The organism is Streptomyces sp. NPDC001222 (assembly GCF_042896945.1).
GTDB classification, from domain to species: domain Bacteria; phylum Actinomycetota; class Actinomycetes; order Streptomycetales; family Streptomycetaceae; genus Streptomyces; species Streptomyces gibsoniae.
The window spans coordinates 199116-217044 of sequence record NZ_JBIAXT010000001.1; the positions used below are offsets into that span (position 1 = coordinate 199116).

Genomic DNA, 17929 nt, shown 5'->3' on the forward strand with positions numbered 1-17929 from the left:
CTTACGAAGTGCGGAAGTCTGTGTCGTCGCGTTCGTCGACCGAGGGTCAGTCGTGCATGTGGAGGGGCTTGCCGGCCAGGGCCAGGTGGGCCTCGCCGAGCGCCTCGTTCTGCGTCGGGTGGGCGTGGATCAGCTGGGCCACCTCGGACGGCAGGGCCTCCCAGTTGTAGATCAGCTGGGCCTCGCCCACCTGCTCGCCCATGCGGTCGCCGACCATGTGGACGCCGACCACGGCACCGTCCTTGACCTGGACGAGCTTGATCTCGCCCGCGGTCTTCAGGATCCGGCTCTTGCCGTTGCCACCGAGGGGGAACTTGATGGAGACGACCTTGTCCGCGCCGTAGATCTCCTTGGCCTTGGCCTCGGTGATGCCGACGGAGGCGACCTCGGGGTGGCAGTACGTCACCCGCGGCACGCCGTCGTAGTCGATCGGGACGGTCTTCAGGCCGGCCAGGCGCTCCGCCACCAGGATGCCCTCGGCGAAGCCGACGTGCGCGAGCTGGAGCGTGGGGACCAGGTCGCCGACGGCGGAGATGGTCGGCACGTTGGTGCGCATGTACTCGTCGACGAGGACGTAGCCGCGGTCCATGGCGACGCCGGCCTCCTCGTAGCCGAGGTTCTGGGAGACCGGGCCGCGGCCGACGGCGACGAGGAGGAGCTCGGCCTCGAACTCCTTGCCGTCGGCGAGGGTGACCTTGACACCGTCCTGGGTGTACTCGGCCTTCTGGAAGAAGGTGCCCAGGTTGAACTTGATGCCGCGCTTGCGGAAGGCGCGCTCGAGAAGCTTGGAGGAGTTCTCGTCCTCGACCGGGACGAGGTGCTTCAGACCCTCGATGACGGTGACGTCGGCACCGAAGGACTTCCAGGCGGAGGCGAACTCGACGCCGATGACGCCGCCGCCGAGGATGATCGCGGACTTCGGCACACGGTCCAGGACGAGGGCGTGGTCCGAGGAGATGACGCGGTTGCCGTCGATCTGCAGGCCGGGCAGCGACTTCGGCACGGAACCGGTCGCCAGGAGGACGTGGCGGCCCTGGATCCGCTGACCGTTGACGTCGACGGAGGTGGGGGAGGACAGCCGGCCCTCACCCTCGATGTAGGTCACCTTGCGGGAGGCGATCAGGCCCTGCAGACCCTTGTACAGGCCCGAGATGACCTCGTCCTTGTACTTGTGGACGGCCGGCACGTCGATGCCCTCGAAGCTGGTCTTGACACCGAACTGCTCGCTCTCGCGGGCCTGGTCGGCGATCTCGCCCGCGTGGAGCAGAGCCTTGGTGGGGATGCAACCCTTGTGCAGGCAGGTGCCGCCGACCTTGTCCTTCTCGATCAGGGCGACGTCCAGACCCAGCTGCGCCCCGCGCAGGGCCGCGGCGTAACCACCGCTACCACCGCCGAGGATCACTAGGTCGAAAACGGTGCTGGCGTCGTTCGCCACGTCACGTCCTCCATGCATGTGCGCCGTGCGCCGGTCTCCGATGACCGGCAGGCGGCTGGTGTCCGGCCGCTTGATGCTTCGGCCCTTCGGTGGGGGCCCTGTCCTGCCGAGACCCCATCTTTGCACTTGTCGGCGGCAGAGGGGACGCCGGGCCGCCGTCTGGGACGTCTGATCCATCACGTCGGGAGGTCGTGGCCGCCTGGCCCGTACTGATTTCGTCGAGGGCGTAACGACCCCGCGGCCGGAGCCCGATCCGGGGCGAGGCGTTCCCGGTGTGCGTCGACGAGGGCGGCCCCGGATGCCGTGCCGTGGCATCCGGGGCCGCCCTCGTGTGGTGCGCCGTCTGCGCGCAGACGTCAGCCGAGGTCGCCCGCGGCGGTCAGCTCCGCGAGCCGCACCAGGGTGCGGACCGCCGAACCGGTGCCGCCCTTGGGGGTGTAGCCGAAGGGGGCCTGCTCGTTGAAGGCCGGGCCGGCGATGTCGAGGTGGGCCCAGGTGATGCCCTCGCCGACGAACTCCTTCAGGAACAGACCGGCGACCAGGCCGCCGCCCATCCGCTCGCCCATGTTGGCGATGTCGGCCGTCGGGGAGTCCATGCCCTTGCGCAGGTGCTCGGGCAGCGGCATCGGCCAGGCCTCCTCGCCGACCTCTTCGGCGGCCTCGTGGATCGCGCCGCGGAACGCGTCGTCGTTGGCCATGATCCCGAAGGTGCGGCTGCCGAGCGCCAGCATCATCGCGCCGGTCAGGGTCGCGACGTCCACGATCGCGTCCGGGTTCTCCTCCGACGCCGCCCACAGCGCGTCGGCGAGCACCAGACGGCCCTCGGCGTCCGTGTTGAGGACCTCGACGGTCTTGCCGCTGTACATGCGCAGCACGTCGCCCGGGCGGGTGGCCGAGCCGGACGGCATGTTCTCGGCCAGGGCGAGCCAGGCGGTCACGTTGACCTCGAGGCCCAGCCGGGCGGCGGCCACGACCGCGGCGAAGACCGCCGCCGCGCCGCTCATGTCGCACTTCATGGTCTCGTTGTGGCCGGCCGGCTTGAGCGAGATGCCGCCCGAGTCGTAGGTGATGCCCTTGCCGACCAGCGCCAGGTGCTTGCTCGCCTCGGGGTGCGTGTACGACACCTTCACCAGGCGGGGACCGGAGGCCGAGCCCGCGCCGACGCCGAGGATGCCGCCGTAGCCGCCCTTGGTCAGCGCCTTCTCGTCGAGCACCTGGACCTTGAGGCCGTGCTCCTTGCCCGCGGTCTGCGCGATGGACGCGAAGGCCGCCGGGTTCAGGTCGTTGGGCGGCATGTTGATCAGGTCGCGGGCGCGGTTGAGCTCCTCGGTGACCGCGACGGCGCGCTCGACGGCGGCCTTGTAGGCCTTGTCGCGGGGCTTGCCGCCGAGCAGGACGACCTCGGCGAGGGGAGCCTTGCCGTTCTTGGCGTTCTTGGAGTTCCTGCCGTTCTCCTTGTACGTGTCGAAGGAGTACGCGCCGAGCAGCGCGCCCTCGGCGACGACACCGGCGTCGGCGGCGTCCGCGACCGGCAGCGCGAAGACGGCCTTCTTGGAACCGGCGAGCGCGCGGGCGGCGGCGCCGGCGGCCCGGCGCAGCGACTCGGCGGCGTAGGGCTCGTCCTTCTCCGGGGCGGCACCGAGGCCCACGGCCACGACGACAGGAGCCTTGAAGCCGGAGGGTGCAGGCAGCTTCGTCACCTCGCCCTCGGCACCCGAGGCGCCCAGGGTCTCCAGGACGACGGCGAGCCTGCCGTCGTACGCCTGGTCCACGGCCTCGGCGCCCGGTGCGACGACCGGGCCCTCGGCGCCCTTCGCGACACCGACCACGATCGCGTCGGCGCGCAGGCCGGCCGCCGCAGCGGTGCTGAGAGTGAGAGCAGTCACGGTGGTGAAATCTCGCTTCCGATTGAGTTTCGGTGGCCGAACAGGATGGGGTCGACCGGCCCGGGACCCGACCCTAGATTGCTCCGATCGTTCGGTCTTCACCTGGGCAGGGAAACACCCGGCATGAGCCTACGCTCGGTGGCCGACCCACTGAGTCCTGTGGGTGTTCACCTCTTCGTGGTGCCTCGGCCTTCTGCCGCCCCCGTCCCGATGATCCGGGGGCGGTCAGCCCAGGGTCAGCGCGACGAGCGCGGTCGTCGCGGCCGTTTCGGCGAGGCCGCCGAAGACATCACCCGTCACCCCGCCGAACCGGCGGACGCAGTGGCGCAGCAGCAGTTCCGCCGCGGCCACCGCGAGCACCACCGAGGCCGCCGTGCGGACGGCGCCGTAGGGGCCGAACAGCGCGCCCCCGCCCGCCGCCGCCGCGGTCACGGCCAGCCCCACGGCGAGGGCGGCGCCCACCGGGACCACCCCCGCGACGGCGGCCCCCAGTCCCTCGGGCCGTGCGGCCGGCACCCCCGCGCGCGCGGCCAGGGTGAGGGCGAGCCGCGCGGCGGCCGCCGAGACGACCGCGGCGAGCAGACCGCGGGTCCAGGAGGCGTCGTAGGCCTGCGCGAGGGCCGCCACCTGGGCCAGCAGCACGAGGACCAGAGTGATCACGCCGAAGGGGCCGATGTCCGACTGCTTCATGATCCGCAGCGCGTCCTCGGCGGGCTTCCCGCTGCCGAGTCCGTCGGCGGTGTCGGCGAGCCCGTCCAGATGCAGGCCCCGGGTCAGCACGGCCGGCACGGCGGCAGCGGCGACGGCGGCCGTGAGCGGGCCCGCGCCCAGCAGAAGCATGGCCGCGCCGAGCAGCCCGGCGAGGACTCCGACCACCGTTCCGGCCAGCGGCGCGCACACCATGCCGCCCCGTGCGGCCTTCCGGTCCCAGCGGGTCACCCTGACCGGCAGGACGGTGAGAGTGCCGAAGGCGAAGCGGAGGCCGTGCAGCTGCGGGGTCCTGGACACGGGCGAAGGGTACGTGAGCGGTGCGGCCGTCCTTCCGCGGGGCGGCCGTGAGCAGGCAGTTCGGGGCCGCCACGGGCACACTTTTCCCCATGGGCCACTGGCTGGAGCGCAACATCGTCGAGCCGGGCAAGCTGCCGCTGCTGCTCGCGCTGGCCTCGTTCGTGCTGACGTTCGTGGTCACCCGGGTCGTCACCCGTCTCATCCGCGCGGGGAAGGGCCCGTTCGGCAATGTGAGCGCCGGGGGTGTGCACATCCACCATGTCGTCCCCGGTGTCGTCCTCGTCGTGGTGGGCGGCTTCGGCGCGCTCGCCAGCCGCCACGGCCCGGGCTCGGGCGTGTGCGCGGTGCTCTTCGGCGTCGGGGCGGGTCTGGTCCTGGACGAGTTCGCCCTGATCCTGCACCTCGCCGACGTCTACTGGACGGAGGACGGCCGCAAGAGCGTCGAGGTCGTGGTGGTCACGGCGGCCCTGGTCGGCCTGGTGCTCGCGGGCTTCGCGCCGTTCGGCGTCAACGACGTCTCCACGGACGAGCTGCACGACCGCGCCGCCGTCGCCGTGAGCGTGGCCGCGAACTTCCTCTTCTCGCTGCTCGCCCTGAGCAAGGGCAAGGCGCGCACCGCGCTCTTCGGGGTGATCGTCCCGCTGGTCGCCGTGATCGGCGCCGTGCGGCTGGCCCGCCCCGGCTCCCCGTGGGCCAGACGGTTCTACCGCGGCCGGCCGCGCGCCCGGGCCAGGGCGGGCCTGCGCGCCTACCACCACGACCGCCGCTGGGCGGTCCCCAGCCGCAGACTTCAGGACTGGATCGGCGGCAGGCCCGACTCGCAGGACACCCGGGTGCCCCAGCGCCAGTAGCGGCCGAGCGCGGACGTCCCGCACAGCACCAGCACCGCGGCGATCGCGGCGAGGTGCTCCTTGCCGGCGAGGTTCTGCTTGACCAGGAGTTCGCCGACCATCGCCGCGACCACCACGCCGCCGGTGATATATGCCTGGTGGCGCCAGCACAGGAACAGGGCCAGCCCGATCACCGCCGCCGACGGGCCGGTGTCGACGACCTGCGCGTCCGTCGCGGGCAGCCCGAGCGGATGGTGCGCCCCCAGCCGGATGCCCAAGCGCGCGTAGAGCGTGCCGGCCAGGGTGGCGACGTACGCGATACCGAGCGTGCGCCACCAGCCGAGACAGATCTCGGCGATCCCGAACACGAACAGGATCTGCAGCAGCGCTCCCCACACCGGCAGATCGAGCGCCGGTACGAACAGGGAGAGCGGGGTGCGCAGCAGGGCCAGGGAGAGCGGCTCCTCGGCCCGTACGGATCCGATGTGCTGCACGAACCCGAAGCCCCATGACTGGTTCTGCACGAACTGCAGGACCGAGGTCAGGCACACGGCCGTCAGCGTCATCGGGACCGCCCGCCGGTTCCGTCGCGCGAGGTCCTGACGCACGGTGACGTACAGCAGTTCCCATTCGGCGCGGGCCAGGCGGGCGAGCGCGTTCATCCAGCGTTCCTCATCGTCCGGCGTTCCTCATCGGTGCGACTCCAGGTGCTTGCGGTGCAACCACTTCGGCAGTCCCGGAGCCTCCAGGAACCCCTCGGCGCGCGCCGAGGCGACGCCGATGCGCAGCAGGTCCGCGCTCTTCTCGAAGAGCAGGAACCGGGGCTCCCAGAAGGGCCGGTACTTCGCATTGGCCCGGTACAGCGACTCGATCTGCCACCAGCGCGAGAAGAAGCTGAGCAGCGAACGCCACAGCCTGAGCACCGGTCCGGCACCGAGGCGCGCACCACGTTCGAAGACGGAACGGAACATGGCGAAGTTGAGTGAGACCTGGGTGATCTCGATCTCCCGGGCGCGGCGCAGGAGTTCGATGACCATGAACTCCATCAGCCCGTTGTCCGAGTCGCGGTCACGCCGCATCAGATCGAGCGAGAGTCCGTGCGGTCCCCACGGCACGAAGGACAGCAGCGCCCGCAGCCGGCCGTCGGCGTCCAGGCACTCCAGCATCATGCACTGGCCGTCCTGCGGGTCGCCGAGCCGCCCCAGCGCCATGCTGAACCCGCGCTCGGTGGCCCCGTCCCGCCAGTCGTCCGCCTTCTCCAGCAGCTGCGCCATCTCGCCCCCGGGGATGTCCTCGTGGCGCCGGATGCGCACCGTGTACCCGGCGCGCCGCACCCGGTTGTGAGCCTGGCGGACGGTGCGCATGGCCCGCCCCTCAAGGGTGAACTCGCCGATCTCCACGATGGCTTCGTCACCGAGTTCGAGCGCGTCCAACCCGTGCCGCGCGTACACGGTGCCGGCCTCCTCGCTCGCGCCCATCACGGCCGGGATCCAGCCGTGCGCACGGGCCTCGGCGAGCCATGGCTCGATGGCGCCGGGCCAGGCCTCGGGGTCGCCGAGCGGGTCGCCGGAGGCGAGCGAGACCCCGCCGACGACCCGGTAGGCGACCGCGGCCTTGCCGGTGGGCGACCAGATCACGCTCTTCTCCCGGCGCAGCGCGAAGTACCCGAGCGAGTCCCGCTCGCCGTGCCGGGCGAGCAGCGTCCGCAGCCGTTTCTCGTCGTCCTCGGTGAGGGGGTCGACGGCGCGCCGGGAGCGGAAGGCGGCGTACAGCACGGCGAGCACCAGCAGCGTGCTGAACACGTTGATGGCGACGTTGACCCAGTTCGGCGTCGAGATGCCGGGGTAGTGCGACTCGTCGGCGGCGACCGAGACCAGCCGCAGGGTGCCGTAGCGCCAACGGTCCAGGAAGGTCGAGCGATGCGGATCGTGCGCGGTGTTGGTGACGGTCACCAGGAGCGCCGCGAGCAACGAGGAGGCGAGCAGGCCGCCGACCGCGACCACGGCGGCGAGCCGCGGGTTGGAGCGGTCGCCCTTGGCGTAGAACTCGCGCCGCCCGACGAGGAGGGCGGCGACGAAGCCCGCGGTGAGCACCAGGGAGGCCCAGTTCTGCGCGTACTGCCGGATCTCCGGGAAGCTCATGGCGAAGGCGAACAGCAGCAGGAACGGCCCGCTGAGCGCCAGGTTGAGGATCCACGCGGCCCGCTTGCGCCGCCGCATGGTGACGGCGAGGAACATCGTGAAGACGCCCGAGGCGAAGCCCGCCGTCAGCAGGTACGGGGTGAAGAGGTTCTCCTGGTTGTGCCGCCGTACGTCCTGCCCCAGCGAGACCCATGCGGCGGAGAGGAAGTTGATGAAGGTGACGGCGCGCAGGTACCAGACGGCGCCCGCGGCGGCCCGCCGGGAGGCCCGACCGGACGACCGCGCCTGGCCTCCCGGCCGAACCGTGCGCTCCTGTTCCATGGTGAAACGGGCATCTCCCATGAAGGGCGATGATATGGGGCGTTCGGGTGTGTGCGGGGGAGCGGTGCGAGGCGGAATCGAGTGGAATCGCTCACGCGTCACATGCGGCCGCTCCCAAGGTAGCTGACTGGACGTCAACTCCACGTGCCCGGACGCGTGTCGCCCGGGCCGTTCCTGTCCTCGGCTACTCGTCGCCCTCGGCCTCGGCGGGCGTCTCCGGAAGTTCCGCCGCCAGTGCGGCCGCGGCCTGGACCAGCGGCAGCGCCAGCAGGGCACCGGTCCCCTCGCCGACGGTCACGCCGTGTTCGAGGAGCGGCTCCAGCGCCATCCGGTCCAGCGCCTTGGCCTGCGCGGGCTCCCCGCTGTTCTGCCCGGCCAGCCACCAGTCCGGCGCGCGGAACGCGATCCGCTGCCCGACCAGCGCGCACGCCGCCGACACGACTCCGTCCAGGATCACCGGGGTCTTGCGCACCGCGCACTGCAGCAGGAAGCCCGTCATCGCGGCCAGATCGGCCCCGCCGACCGCGGCGAGCAGCTGCAACTGGTCGCCCAGCACCGGCCGGGCCCGCCGCAACGCGTCCCGTACGGCCGCGCACTTGCGCATCCAAGCCAGGTCGTCGATCGCGAGACCCCCGCGCCCGGTGACCACGGACGCGTCCGTGCCGCACAGGGCGGCGATCAGCACGGCCGCCGGTGTGGTCCCGCCGACGCTCACGTCACCGAGGACCACCAGGTCGGTCCCGGCGTCCGCCTCCTCGTCCGCGACCGCGACCCCCGCCAGGAACGCCGCCTCCGTCTCCTGTGCCGTCAGCGCGTCCTCGACGTCGATGCGCCCGCTGCCGCGTCGCACCCGGTGCCGTACGACGTCCCCGGGCAGTTCGTCCGGGTCGCAGTCGAGGGCCATGTCGACCACGCGCACGGGCACGTCGAGCTGTCGCGCCAGGATCGACGCCGGGCTCGCGCCCTCCAGCACCGCCCGTACCAGCCGGTCCGCGCTGCCCGCCGGCCGCGCGGACACCTCCAGCGAGGCGATGCCGTGATCGCCCGCGAACAGCACCACGCGCGGTCGCTCGATCGGCCGCACCGGCACGGCGGACTGCGCGGCCGCCAGCCACTCACCCAGGTCGTCCAGCCGGCCCAGTGCCCCGGGCGGCACGATCTGACGCTCCCTGCGCGCCTCGGCGTCGCGGCGCACCCCGCCGTCGGGGCGCTCGATCAGATCGGTGAAGTCGTCGAGATTAAGCGAGCTCATTCGCCGAACAGTACCGGCCCTGATCCAACGCCGAGGCGCCACGTCGACGGCACGTCACTACGCCTCCGAGCGGTGTCCTGTACGTACCTTTTGGGCATGTATGGTCGCGCACCCCGTGCGCACGGCCGTACCCCCCTGTCGCCGCGGCCGTCCGTCGTCCCGCCCACCCCAGCCGCCACCCCCGTCGCCACAGGAGCCGCCCATGCGCCGTACCCCACGGACGGCCGCCGCGCGCCGCGCCGAGCGCCGCGGTCACGCCGCCCCGGACCCCGCCCGGTCGCAGGAGCCGCGCCGGGAGGACTGCCCGTGGTGCGGCTCCACGCGGCTGCGCACCCGGGTCCGGGCCCGGAGAAGCGCCCCGGAGGCGGTGCGGCCGGGCGCCTTCGGCGTCGACGAGTGCCGGGACTGCGCCCATGTCTTCCGCAACCCCCGTCCCGCCGCCGAGGAGAGCGCCCGCCACGACCAGGACGGCCCCGACGGCCGCCCGGGACACGACCGGCTCACCGAACGCCTCCTCGGCGCCCGCGCGAGCGCCCGGCGCCACCGGGCCGCGGCCCGCGCGCTCGGGCCCCACCAGGAGCCGGAGAGCTGGCTCGACGTCGGCACCGGGCACGGCCACTTCCCCGAGGCGGCCAAGGAGATCCACCCGTACACCTCCTTCGACGGACTGGACCCCACCCGGCGCGTCCACCAGGCACGGGCCGCGGGCCGCGTCGAGGAGGCCCACCGCGGGCACCTCACCGACCCGGCGGTCCTCGCGCGTCTGCGCTCCCGTTACGACGTCCTCAGCATGGTCCACCACCTGGAGCGCACCCCAGACCCGCGCGCGGAACTGCGCGCCGCCCTGACCGTGCTGCGCCCCGGCGGCCATCTGCTCATCGAGGCCGCCGACCCCGGCTGCGCGTTCGCCCGGCTGTTGGGCAGGCGGTGGGTCCCTCACGGGAGCCCGCACCACCTCCACCTCGTGCCGCAGGCCAACCTGCTGGCCGAACTCGAGGCGCTGGGCTGCGCGATCGTCGCCACGGACCATCGTGAGCCGCATCTGCCGTACGACCTGGCGGGCGCCCTCGCCCTGACCCTGGCCCGTGCCCTGCCGGCGCCGGACGCCCGGGGACGCACGGCACCCGTGCGCACGGCCCTGGCGAGGGCCGCCGCCCCGGTCGCGGCCGCGGCCACGGCGGCGGACCACGCGCTGGCACCGCTGCTGCGGCGCACCCGCTTCGCCAACGCCTACCGGGTCATCGCGCGCACGCCGCCGTCATCCGCGTAGCGTCAGCGCCTGCCCGGCCACCACCAGCAGCACATGCTCGCACTCCGCCGCGAACGCCGCGTTCAGACGGCCGAGTTCGTCGCGGTAGCGGCGTCCCGACGCCGTCGCCGGGACGATCCCGGAGCCCACCTCGTTCGAGACGGCGACGACCGTCCGGCGGGTCTCCCGCACCGCCGCCGCCAGCTCCTCCACCCGTGCCCGCAGGGCCCGTTCGCCGCCGCTCGCCCACTCCGCATCGTCCCATGCGTCCACCGCGTCCATGGCGTCGGTCAGCCACAGCGACAGACAGTCGATCAGCAGCGGCGGCCCCTCCTCCTTCAGCAGCGGTACGAGGTCACAGGTCTCGGTGGTCTGCCAGGACCCGGGCCGTCGCTCCCGGTGCGCGGCCACCCGCGCCGCCCACTCCGTGTCCCCGCCCCGCGTTCCGCCCGTCGCGACGTACAGCACGTCCGGGAACGCCTCCAGCCGCCGTTCGGCCTCCACCGACTTGCCCGAGCGCGCCCCGCCCAGCACCAGCGTGCGCCGCGGGACGTCCGGCACCTCGTCGTACGCGCCCACGGCCAGCGTCGTCCCGTCCGGCACCGCCCGCGCCCCCGCGGCCGCGAGCCGCCGCCGCAGCTCGGCGCCCGGCGCCACCTCGTGGTCGAGGTGGACGGCGACGACATCGGTGGCCGGCCCGAGCGCCCCCACCGCGCGCAGCCGCGCGACCGCGTCCGGCCGCCCCACCACATCGGCGACCACCATGTCGTACGGGTCCACCGGCCCCACAAGGCCCGCGGGCGCTCCGCCCGGCGGCAGATACAGCAGCCGCATCCCGTCCGGGCCCGTCACCGCGTAGCCCGTGCCCGGCGCGTCCATCGCCAGGGCCCGCACCCGGTGCCCGGTCAGCAGCGCCAGCTCCCGCCCGTCCGGCACCCGCGCGGGCTGCGGCAGACCCGCCGGGACGTCCACCGGGGGCCCCTCGTGCGGGTGGGTGAGGAGCACCTGGCGCACCCCGGCCAGCGAGTGCCCGGCGCGCGCGGCCGCGAACGCCGCACCCGGCGTCAGATCCAGCAGCAGTGTGCCGTCCACCAGCAGCGAGGTCGCCGCGCGCGCCTCGGGTCCGAGCGCACGCGCGCAGGCCGCACAGGGACAGTCGGGGCGGGGAAGTCCCGCGGGGGCACCGGTGCCGAGCAGAGTCAGTTCCACGGACCCGATTTTCCCGGGTCGCCGCAGGTCTTGCGCGTCCGGCTAGGCTCGGAACGATGGCCGGACCAAGATCCGGCCGGTGCTCTGCATGTGCTCACATTGGGAGGCGTACATGGCGGCATGGACGTGGCGGTTCGAGAAGGCCGACGGGGCGGAGGTCCAGCCCGCGGTCGTGCCCGAGGAGTTCACCACGCAGGGGGACGCCGAGTCCTGGATCGGGGAGCACTGGAGGGACCTGCTCGACGGCGGCGCCGACCAGGTGCGGCTGTACGAGGACTCGACGGAGATCTACGGGCCCATGAGCCTGCGCGCCGACGAGTCGTAGCCGTAGGAGGCACACGCGTACGCGCGTGGGCGGGGCGGGCGAGGGCCGAACGGTCGTCACCCGCCCCGCCCCTCGTGCGACTCGCGCGCCTACTGCTCGCCCAGGGTGACGTCGACCGTCCGCCGGCCGCCGCTGCGGGTGTAGGTCACGGTCGTGCGCTGTCCCGGCTTGTCCCCGGCGAGCGCCTCGGCGAGCGAGGTGATGGTGGTGATGTCCTGGCCGCCCAGCTTGGTGATGACGTCCCCGGTCTTCAGGCCCGCGTGGTCGGCCGCGCCGCCCCGTACGACCTCGACCACCGCGACCCCGACCGGCTGATAGGCGCCGTTCACCACCGTGCGGCCGGTGATGCCGAGCGCGGCCCGTCCCGAGCCGGTGACCCGGCCGGTCTTGATGATCTGGTCGGCGATCGTCCTCACGAGGGACGCCGGGATGGCGAACCCGATGCCGGGCGCCGCGCCGTTGCCGAGCTCCGGGTCGACGGCGGCGAGCGTGGGGATGCCGATGACCTGGCCGTTCAGATCGACGAGCGCGCCCCCGCTGTTGCCGGGGTTGATGTCCGCCGAGGTCTGCACCATGTTCGCGATGGTGGCGCCCGTACCGCCCTCGCTGTTCCCCTCGCTGACGGTCCGCCCGGTCGCCGAGACGATCCCCTCGGTCACGCTCGACGACAGCCCGAGCGGTGAACCCATGGCGAGGACGATCTGCCCCACCTCGACCTTGCCCGAGTCGCCGAAGACGGCCGGCCGCAGACCCTGCGGCGTCCGGTCCAGCCGGATGACGGCGAGGTCCTGCTGCGGGTACGAGAAGACGAGGCCGGCGGTGAGCACCTCCTGGCTGTTGGCGGTGGTCACCTTGAACTTCTTGCCGCTGCCCACCACATGGGCGTTGGTGACGATGTGCCCTTTGTCGTCGTAGACCACTCCGGACCCGAGGGCCCCACCGGCCTGGATCTGCACCACCGACGGCAGCACGTTCTTGATGACCCGCTGGTAGTCGCTCTGCAGATCGTTGGCCGTCCTGGGGGAGGGGGCCTGGGTGCTGGTCGGGCTCTTGGCCCGGGCCGGCTGCCCGGAGCCGGTGCATCCGGGCAGAACCAGACACCACAGGAGAAACGGAACGCACCGCCGAACGGTACGGGCACGGGTAGCGTCCATGCCCCGAGTCTCTCCTCGGGAGGGACTCCCGGCGCCTCCTGCGCGTCCGAACGAGGGGCAGGCCCCGGCTCAGCCGCGCACTCCGCACAGATGCAGCAACGCGGCCACACCCCGGTACGGATCCGTCCGCCCCGCCCGTTCCTCCGCGGCCAGCAGCCGCTCCACGTCCTCTGGAACCGGAGCGTCGTCGGGCGCCGTGTCCGTGAAGACCCGCACCCCGTACCAGGTGTGCAGCGGCGCCCCGATCCCGGCGAGCGTCGCGGTCAGCGTCGTCAGCCGGTCGGCCCGCACCTCCAGGCCCAGACGGTTAGTATAGGCGGTGGTGTCGAAGGAGGCCAGCGCCGTGTCCCAGTCCCCGGACAGCCCCGGCCGCAGCGCCAGCGCGTCCCCGTTCCGTACGAGCAGCGACAGCAGTCCCCCGGGCGCGAGCATCCGCGCCAGCCCCGCCAGCAGCGGATCGGGTTCGTCCACGTACATGAGCACCCCGTGGCACAGCACCACGTCGAAGCTGCCCGGCAGGAAGTGCACCCCCGTGTCGCGCCCGTCCCCCTCGATGATCCGCATCCGCTCCCGGATGCCCTCGGGCTCCCCCGACAGGGCCCTGCGGGCCACCTCGATCATCGTGGGGTTCTGTTCGAGCCCGGTGACCCGGTGCCCGGCCCGGGCCAGGCGCAGCGCCTGGGTGCCCTGGCCCATTCCCACGTCCAGCACCCGCAGCCGCTGCCCGACCGGGAACCGCCCGGCTATCTGCTCGTCGAGCTGCCGGGCCACCAGCTCCTGCCGTACGACATCACGCAGGCGGCCCAGCCGGTCCAGCCACGCTCCGGCCGCATCCCCGGAGAAGGAATCCGCGCTCAGGGCCGCTCTCCGCGCTTGACCTGCGCCTTCGGCAGCCGGAATCGGCGCATCTGGAGGGAGCGCATGAGCGCGTAGGCGATCGCGCCCCTCTTGTTCTGGTCGGGGAAGCGCTCGTTCAGCCGCTTGCGCAGGCGGAACGCGGAGAGGATCGAGTCGAGCACGATCAGCACGATGACGACGAGCCAGAGCAGCAGCGCGATGTTCTGCAGCGAGGTCGTCTTCACCAGGCTCAGCGCCAGGATGATCACGGCCATCGGCAGGAAGAACTCCGCCACGTTGAAGCGCGCGTCGACGTGGTCGCGGGCGAACTTGCGCACCGGGCCCTTGTCCCGCGCCGGCAGGTACCGCTCGTCACCGCCGGCCAGCGCCTGGCGCTGGCGCTCCATCTGGGCGCGGCGCTCGTCGCGCTGGCGCTTGGAGGCGTCCTTGCGCGTCAGCGGCGTGTTGGCGACGCTGCGGCGCTGGGACTGGGCCTCACTGCGCTTGGGCGTGGGCCGGCCCTTCTTGGCCTGCGGGTCACGGGTCTGCTTGGAGTCGGTCACCGGCGCCTTGTCGGCGGGGGCCTTCTCTTCCTTGGCACGGCTACGGAACACAAAACCCAAGGGTACGGGGTTCCCCCGCTTGGACCCCAGCCGCGTGGGGAACGATCCGGCAACACCGGTCGTCTGTAGTGGGACAGAGGGCCTCAAAAGGAGGACCACCGGCGTTCTTCCGTAGGCCGGCTGAGGGAATCCGGGAGTCACCCCGTACGTAACCTCGGGGGACACCTACTCCCTACGCCGGAGCGGGACCGTACGCAGTCGTCCTTGGGGATGACCGCATCCGTCCCCGAACAGTGCGGTAATGGATGCAGGGCCCGTACTGTGGGTCCTGTCGCAGACCTGTGAGCTGGAGTCCGTCAGAAGGGGGCGCGCGAAGCCCATGAGCGGTGTCATGAAGCGTATGGGGATGATCTTCCGCGCGAAGGCGAACAAGGCCCTTGACCGGGCCGAGGACCCGCGCGAGACCCTCGATTACTCGTACCAGAAGCAGCTGGAGCTGCTGCAGAAGGTGCGTCGCGGAGTCGCGGACGTGGCGACCAGCCGCAAGCGCCTGGAGCTCCAGCTCAACCAGCTGCAGCAGCAGTCCACCAAGCTGGAGGACCAGGGCCGCAAGGCACTGGCGCTCGGCCGGGAGGACCTGGCCCGCGAGGCGCTGTCCCGGCGCGCCGCGCTCCAGCAGCAGGTGACGGACCTGGAGTCCCAGCACCAGACCCTGCAGGGCGAGGAGGAGAAGCTGACCCTGGCGGCCCAGCGCCTCCAGGCCAAGGTGGACGCCTTCCGCACCAAGAAGGAGACCATCAAGGCGACGTACACGGCGGCCCAGGCGCAGACCCGGATCGGCGAGGCGTTCTCCGGCATCTCGGAGGAGATGGGCGACGTCGGCCTGGCGATCCAGCGCGCCGAGGACAAGACGGCCCAGCTCCAGGCCCGCGCGGGCGCGATCGACGAGCTGCTGGCCTCCGGCGCCCTGGACGAGCCCTCCGGCATGGCCAAGGACGACATCCAGGCGGAGCTGGACCGGCTCTCCGGCGGCACGGACGTCGAGCTGGAGCTGCAGCGCATGAAGGCGGAGCTGGCGGGAGGCACCTCCGACCAGCGGCAGGCACTGGAGGGCGGCACGGGCCAGGGGCAGTCCCAGTCCCAGCCGCAGGACACCCCGCGCTTCGACAAGCAGTGACGCCCGGCAGGCCGTAACCTCACGTAACGCTGTCATCCACCGGGTCCCACGTACAGGAGGGCCACATGATCGTGCGGATCATGGGGGAGGGGCAGGTGAAGCTGGACGACGCCCACTTCACCGAGCTCAACAAGCTGGACGACGAGCTGCTCCAGGAGATGCAGAGGGACGACGAGGAGGGCTTCCGGCGCACGCTGAACGCCCTCCTGGACGCGGTGCGCCGGCTGGGCACCCCGCTGCCGGACGAGTCCCTGGAGCCGTCGGAGCTGATCCTGCCGTCGCCGGACGCGAGCCTCGCGGAGGTCCGCGAGATGCTGAACGACGACGGCCTGATCCCTGGCTGACGACGGCCTGCTCCCGGGCCGGAGGGGTCCGGCACCCCGGCTGCCGAACCCCTCGTACGTCGTGCGGGCCCTCCTTCGGCGGGCCCCGCGTCTCCGGGGTGCCCCCACCACCCTGGTTCCGCCTGCCGCAGGCCCCCCGTACCGTGAATCCGTGAGCACCCTAGAACGCACCTGGTGCCGGATCAGCGCCCATCCCCTCGCGCTGGACGCCGCCCTCGCCTTCGGCGTCCTGGTCTCCATGGTGGCCAGTTCCTTCGTGGACCCCCATGGCGAGCACGGCGCCTCCTGGGGCGCGCGCAGCCCGGGTGTGCTCAGCCTCGCCCTGATGGTGCTCGGGGCGGCGGCACTCGCCCTGCGCCGCCGGCGTCCGCTGGTCGTCCTCGCGGTCACGGTCGCCCTCTCCCTCGTGGAACTCGTCGCCGCCGACCCGCGCGCCCCCGTCGCGATGTCCGCGGTCGTCGCCCTCTACACCGTCGCCTCCACCACCGATCGCCCCACCGCCTGGCGTGTCGGCCTGCTCACCATGACGGTGCTCACCGGCGCGGCGATGCTCGCCGGTCCCCTGCCGTGGTACGACCAGGAGAACCTCGGCCTCTTCGCCTGGACGGGCATGGCCGCCGCGGCGGGCGACGCCGTCCGCAGCCGTCGTGCCTTCGTGCACGCCATCAGGGAGCGCGCCGAACGCGCGGAACGCACCCGCGAGGAGGAGGCCCGCCGCCGGGTCGCCGAGGAGCGCCTGCGTATCGCCAGGGATCTGCACGATGTGGTCGCCCACCACATCGCCCTGGTCAATGTGCAGGCCGGGGTGGCCGCGCACATCATGGACAAGCGTCCCGACCAGGCGAAGGAAGCCCTCGCCCATGTCCGTGAGGCCAGCCGCAGCGCGCTCAACGAACTGCGCGCCACCGTGGGTCTGCTGCGGCAGTCCGGGGACCCCGAGGCACCCACCGAGCCCGCCCCCGGTCTCGCCCGTCTCGACGAACTCGCCGACACCTTCCGCAACGCCGGGCTCCCCGTGGAGGTCGCCCGCGCCGACCACGGCACCGCCCTGCCCGCGGCCGTCGACCTGGCCGCGTACCGGGTGATCCAGGAGGCCCTCACCAATGTGCAGAAGCACGCGGGCCGGACGGCGAAGGCCGAGGTCAGCGTGGTACGGGTGGGGCCCCATGTGGAGATCACGGTCCTCGACGACGGCAGGGGCGAGGACACCGGGCCCGAGCACGACGACGGACGCGACGGACCCGACGGGCACGGCGAACACGACGGGCACGGCGGGCACGGACTGCTGGGCATGCGGGAGCGTGTCACCGCCCTCAGCGGGGCCCTCACCACCGGTCCCCGCTACGGCGGCGGGTTCCGGGTCCATGCGATCCTGCCGGTCGAGACGCGTACGACGACCGCTGCCGGGGAGAACGTGTGACCGCCGCCCAGAAGGGGCCCGTATGACCATCCGTGTCCTGCTCGCCGACGACCAGGCACTGCTGCGCAGCGCCTTCCGGGTCCTTGTCGACTCGGAGCCGGACATGGAGGTGGTGGGCGAGGCCTCCGACGGCGCGGAGGCGGTCCGGCTGGCCGGAGAGCGGCGCGCCGACGTGGTCCTCATGGACATCCGGATGCCCGGCACGGACGGCCTCGCCGCGACCCGGCTGATCAGCGCCGACCCCGCTCTCGCGAACGTCCGTGTGGTCATACTGACGACCTTCGAGGTCGACGACTACGTCGTGCAGTCGCTGCGCGCCGGGGCGTCCGGGTTCCTCGGCAAGGGGTCCGAGCCGGAGGAGCTGCTGAACGCCATCCGGGTCGCGGCGGGCGGCGAGGCGCTGCTGTCACCCGCCGCCACCAAGGGACTGATCGCCCGCTTCCTCGCCCAGGGCGACGACGGACGCGACCCGGCCCGCTCCGACCGGCTCGGCACCCTGACCGGCCGGGAACGCGAGGTGCTCGTCCAGGTCGCCGGCGGCCACTCCAACGACGAGATCGCCGAACGCCTCCAGGTCAGCCCGTTGACGGTCAAGACGCACGTCAACCGGGCCATGGCCAAGCTGGGCGCACGCGACCGGGCGCAACTCGTCGTCATCGCCTACGAGTCGGGGCTGGTGCGCCCGAGGGTGGAGTGAGCGGGGTCGAGGCCGCTACGTCCAAGGGTGGAGCGGGCTCCATCGGGCCGTACTGCGCCCGCAGTAGGCGTACTCACAAGG

General features: G+C 72.6%; 17 protein-coding genes. 7 read left to right on the forward strand and 10 right to left on the reverse strand.

What is annotated here, in order from left to right:
* Positions 1 to 46 precede the first annotated feature (46 nt).
* The 3 genes from lpdA to ACFY2Z_RS00920 all read right to left on the reverse strand — a co-directional run bounded on the left by lpdA (position 47) and on the right by ACFY2Z_RS00920 (position 4329).
* Positions 47 to 1435 carry a dihydrolipoyl dehydrogenase gene (lpdA, locus tag ACFY2Z_RS00910; RefSeq protein ID WP_390742042.1) on the reverse strand — a complete coding sequence of 463 codons (1389 nt, stop codon included), beginning with the start codon at positions 1433 to 1435 and terminating at the stop codon, positions 47 to 49.
* Between the two features lie 356 nt (positions 1436 to 1791).
* Complete coding sequence (locus tag ACFY2Z_RS00915) at positions 1792 to 3321, reverse strand: leucyl aminopeptidase (RefSeq protein WP_390742043.1); 1530 nt, start codon at positions 3319 to 3321, stop codon at positions 1792 to 1794.
* Positions 3322 to 3546: 225 nt separating this feature from the next.
* A complete protein-coding gene (locus ACFY2Z_RS00920) occupies positions 3547 to 4329 on the reverse strand; it encodes an adenosylcobinamide-GDP ribazoletransferase (RefSeq protein WP_390742044.1) in 783 nt (260 codons plus the stop codon).
* Between the two features lie 89 nt (positions 4330 to 4418).
* Here ACFY2Z_RS00920 and ACFY2Z_RS00925 point away from each other — a divergent pair, with 89 nt between their 5' ends.
* A complete protein-coding gene (locus ACFY2Z_RS00925) occupies positions 4419 to 5180 on the forward strand; it encodes a hypothetical protein (RefSeq protein WP_390742045.1) in 762 nt (253 codons plus the stop codon).
* Here the strand turns inward: ACFY2Z_RS00925 and ACFY2Z_RS00930 are convergent.
* From ACFY2Z_RS00930 to cobT, 3 genes are all read right to left on the reverse strand, one after another.
* Positions 5120 to 5821 carry a hypothetical protein gene (locus ACFY2Z_RS00930; protein ID WP_390742046.1) on the reverse strand — a complete coding sequence of 234 codons (702 nt, stop codon included), beginning with the start codon at positions 5819 to 5821 and terminating at the stop codon, positions 5120 to 5122. The genes ACFY2Z_RS00925 and ACFY2Z_RS00930 overlap by 61 nt on opposite strands.
* 27 nt (positions 5822 to 5848) lie before the next feature.
* Positions 5849 to 7642: a phosphatidylglycerol lysyltransferase domain-containing protein gene (locus ACFY2Z_RS00935; protein ID WP_390742047.1), complete on the reverse strand. Its 1794-nt coding sequence runs from the start codon at positions 7640 to 7642 to the stop codon at positions 5849 to 5851.
* A 163-nt stretch (positions 7643 to 7805) separates the two neighbouring features.
* A complete protein-coding gene (cobT, locus tag ACFY2Z_RS00940; RefSeq protein WP_390742048.1) occupies positions 7806 to 8873 on the reverse strand; it encodes a nicotinate-nucleotide--dimethylbenzimidazole phosphoribosyltransferase in 1068 nt (355 codons plus the stop codon).
* Between the two features lie 202 nt (positions 8874 to 9075).
* Between cobT and ACFY2Z_RS00945 the strand changes: the two genes are divergently transcribed.
* Positions 9076 to 10143: a class I SAM-dependent methyltransferase gene (locus ACFY2Z_RS00945; protein ID WP_390742049.1), complete on the forward strand. Its 1068-nt coding sequence runs from the start codon at positions 9076 to 9078 to the stop codon at positions 10141 to 10143.
* Here ACFY2Z_RS00945 and ACFY2Z_RS00950 read toward each other — a convergent pair.
* Complete coding sequence (locus ACFY2Z_RS00950; protein WP_390742050.1) at positions 10132 to 11331, reverse strand: bifunctional adenosylcobinamide kinase/adenosylcobinamide-phosphate guanylyltransferase; 1200 nt, start codon at positions 11329 to 11331, stop codon at positions 10132 to 10134. The two genes, ACFY2Z_RS00945 and ACFY2Z_RS00950, sit on opposite strands and share 12 nt — an antisense overlap.
* 112 nt (positions 11332 to 11443) lie before the next feature.
* On the opposite strand from ACFY2Z_RS00950, the gene ACFY2Z_RS00955 reads away from it, so the two are divergent.
* Complete coding sequence (locus ACFY2Z_RS00955) at positions 11444 to 11656, forward strand: hypothetical protein (RefSeq protein WP_355919514.1); 213 nt, start codon at positions 11444 to 11446, stop codon at positions 11654 to 11656.
* 89 nt (positions 11657 to 11745) lie between these two features.
* Here the strand turns inward: ACFY2Z_RS00955 and ACFY2Z_RS00960 are convergent, their stop codons facing one another.
* The 3 genes from ACFY2Z_RS00960 to ACFY2Z_RS00970 form a co-directional block, all read right to left on the reverse strand.
* On the reverse strand, positions 11746 to 12810 hold the full coding sequence (locus ACFY2Z_RS00960; protein WP_390742051.1) for a S1C family serine protease: 1065 nt from the start codon (positions 12808 to 12810) through the stop codon (positions 11746 to 11748).
* Between the two features lie 69 nt (positions 12811 to 12879).
* Positions 12880 to 13581, reverse strand: coding sequence for a class I SAM-dependent methyltransferase (locus tag ACFY2Z_RS00965; protein WP_390742052.1), 702 nt, complete (start codon positions 13579 to 13581; stop codon positions 12880 to 12882).
* 83 nt (positions 13582 to 13664) lie between these two features.
* Positions 13665 to 14300 carry a DUF3043 domain-containing protein gene (locus ACFY2Z_RS00970; protein WP_390742415.1) on the reverse strand — a complete coding sequence of 212 codons (636 nt, stop codon included), beginning with the start codon at positions 14298 to 14300 and terminating at the stop codon, positions 13665 to 13667.
* Between the two features lie 289 nt (positions 14301 to 14589).
* On the opposite strand from ACFY2Z_RS00970, the gene ACFY2Z_RS00975 reads away from it, so the two are divergent.
* The 4 genes from ACFY2Z_RS00975 (at position 14590) to ACFY2Z_RS00990 (ending at position 17848) form a co-directional block, all read left to right on the forward strand.
* Positions 14590 to 15387, forward strand: a complete 798-nt coding sequence (locus ACFY2Z_RS00975) for a PspA/IM30 family protein (RefSeq protein ID WP_390742053.1) — start codon at positions 14590 to 14592, stop codon at positions 15385 to 15387.
* A gap of 65 nt (positions 15388 to 15452) precedes the next feature.
* The gene (locus ACFY2Z_RS00980; protein WP_311690706.1) at positions 15453 to 15731 is read left to right on the forward strand and encodes a hypothetical protein; all 279 of its coding nucleotides are present in this window, start codon (positions 15453 to 15455) and stop codon (positions 15729 to 15731) included.
* A 151-nt stretch (positions 15732 to 15882) separates the two neighbouring features.
* Entirely contained in the window at positions 15883 to 17151 is a 1269-nt protein-coding gene (locus ACFY2Z_RS00985; RefSeq protein WP_390742054.1) for a sensor histidine kinase, read from the forward strand.
* A 22-nt stretch (positions 17152 to 17173) separates the two neighbouring features.
* A complete protein-coding gene (locus ACFY2Z_RS00990) occupies positions 17174 to 17848 on the forward strand; it encodes a response regulator (protein ID WP_390742055.1) in 675 nt (224 codons plus the stop codon).
* Positions 17849 to 17929 lie beyond the last annotated feature (81 nt).

Excerpts from the sequence above, each read along its gene's own strand:
- ACFY2Z_RS00925 (WP_390742045.1), top strand. The coding sequence starts at position 4,419 with ATGGGCCACTGGCTGGAGCGCAACATCGTCGAGCCGGGCAAGCTGCCG.
- ACFY2Z_RS00930 (WP_390742046.1), bottom strand. The coding sequence starts at position 5,821 with ATGAACGCGCTCGCCCGCCTGGCCCGCGCCGAATGGGAACTGCTGTAC.
- ACFY2Z_RS00935 (WP_390742047.1), bottom strand. The coding sequence starts at position 7,642 with ATGGGAGATGCCCGTTTCACCATGGAACAGGAGCGCACGGTTCGGCCG.
- cobT (WP_390742048.1), bottom strand. The coding sequence starts at position 8,873 with ATGAGCTCGCTTAATCTCGACGACTTCACCGATCTGATCGAGCGCCCC.
- ACFY2Z_RS00945 (WP_390742049.1), top strand. The coding sequence starts at position 9,076 with ATGCGCCGTACCCCACGGACGGCCGCCGCGCGCCGCGCCGAGCGCCGC.
- ACFY2Z_RS00955 (WP_355919514.1), top strand. The coding sequence starts at position 11,444 with ATGGCGGCATGGACGTGGCGGTTCGAGAAGGCCGACGGGGCGGAGGTC.
- ACFY2Z_RS00960 (WP_390742051.1), bottom strand. The coding sequence starts at position 12,810 with ATGGACGCTACCCGTGCCCGTACCGTTCGGCGGTGCGTTCCGTTTCTC.
- ACFY2Z_RS00975 (WP_390742053.1), top strand. The coding sequence starts at position 14,590 with ATGAGCGGTGTCATGAAGCGTATGGGGATGATCTTCCGCGCGAAGGCG.
- ACFY2Z_RS00980 (WP_311690706.1), top strand. The coding sequence starts at position 15,453 with ATGATCGTGCGGATCATGGGGGAGGGGCAGGTGAAGCTGGACGACGCC.
- ACFY2Z_RS00990 (WP_390742055.1), top strand. The coding sequence starts at position 17,174 with ATGACCATCCGTGTCCTGCTCGCCGACGACCAGGCACTGCTGCGCAGC.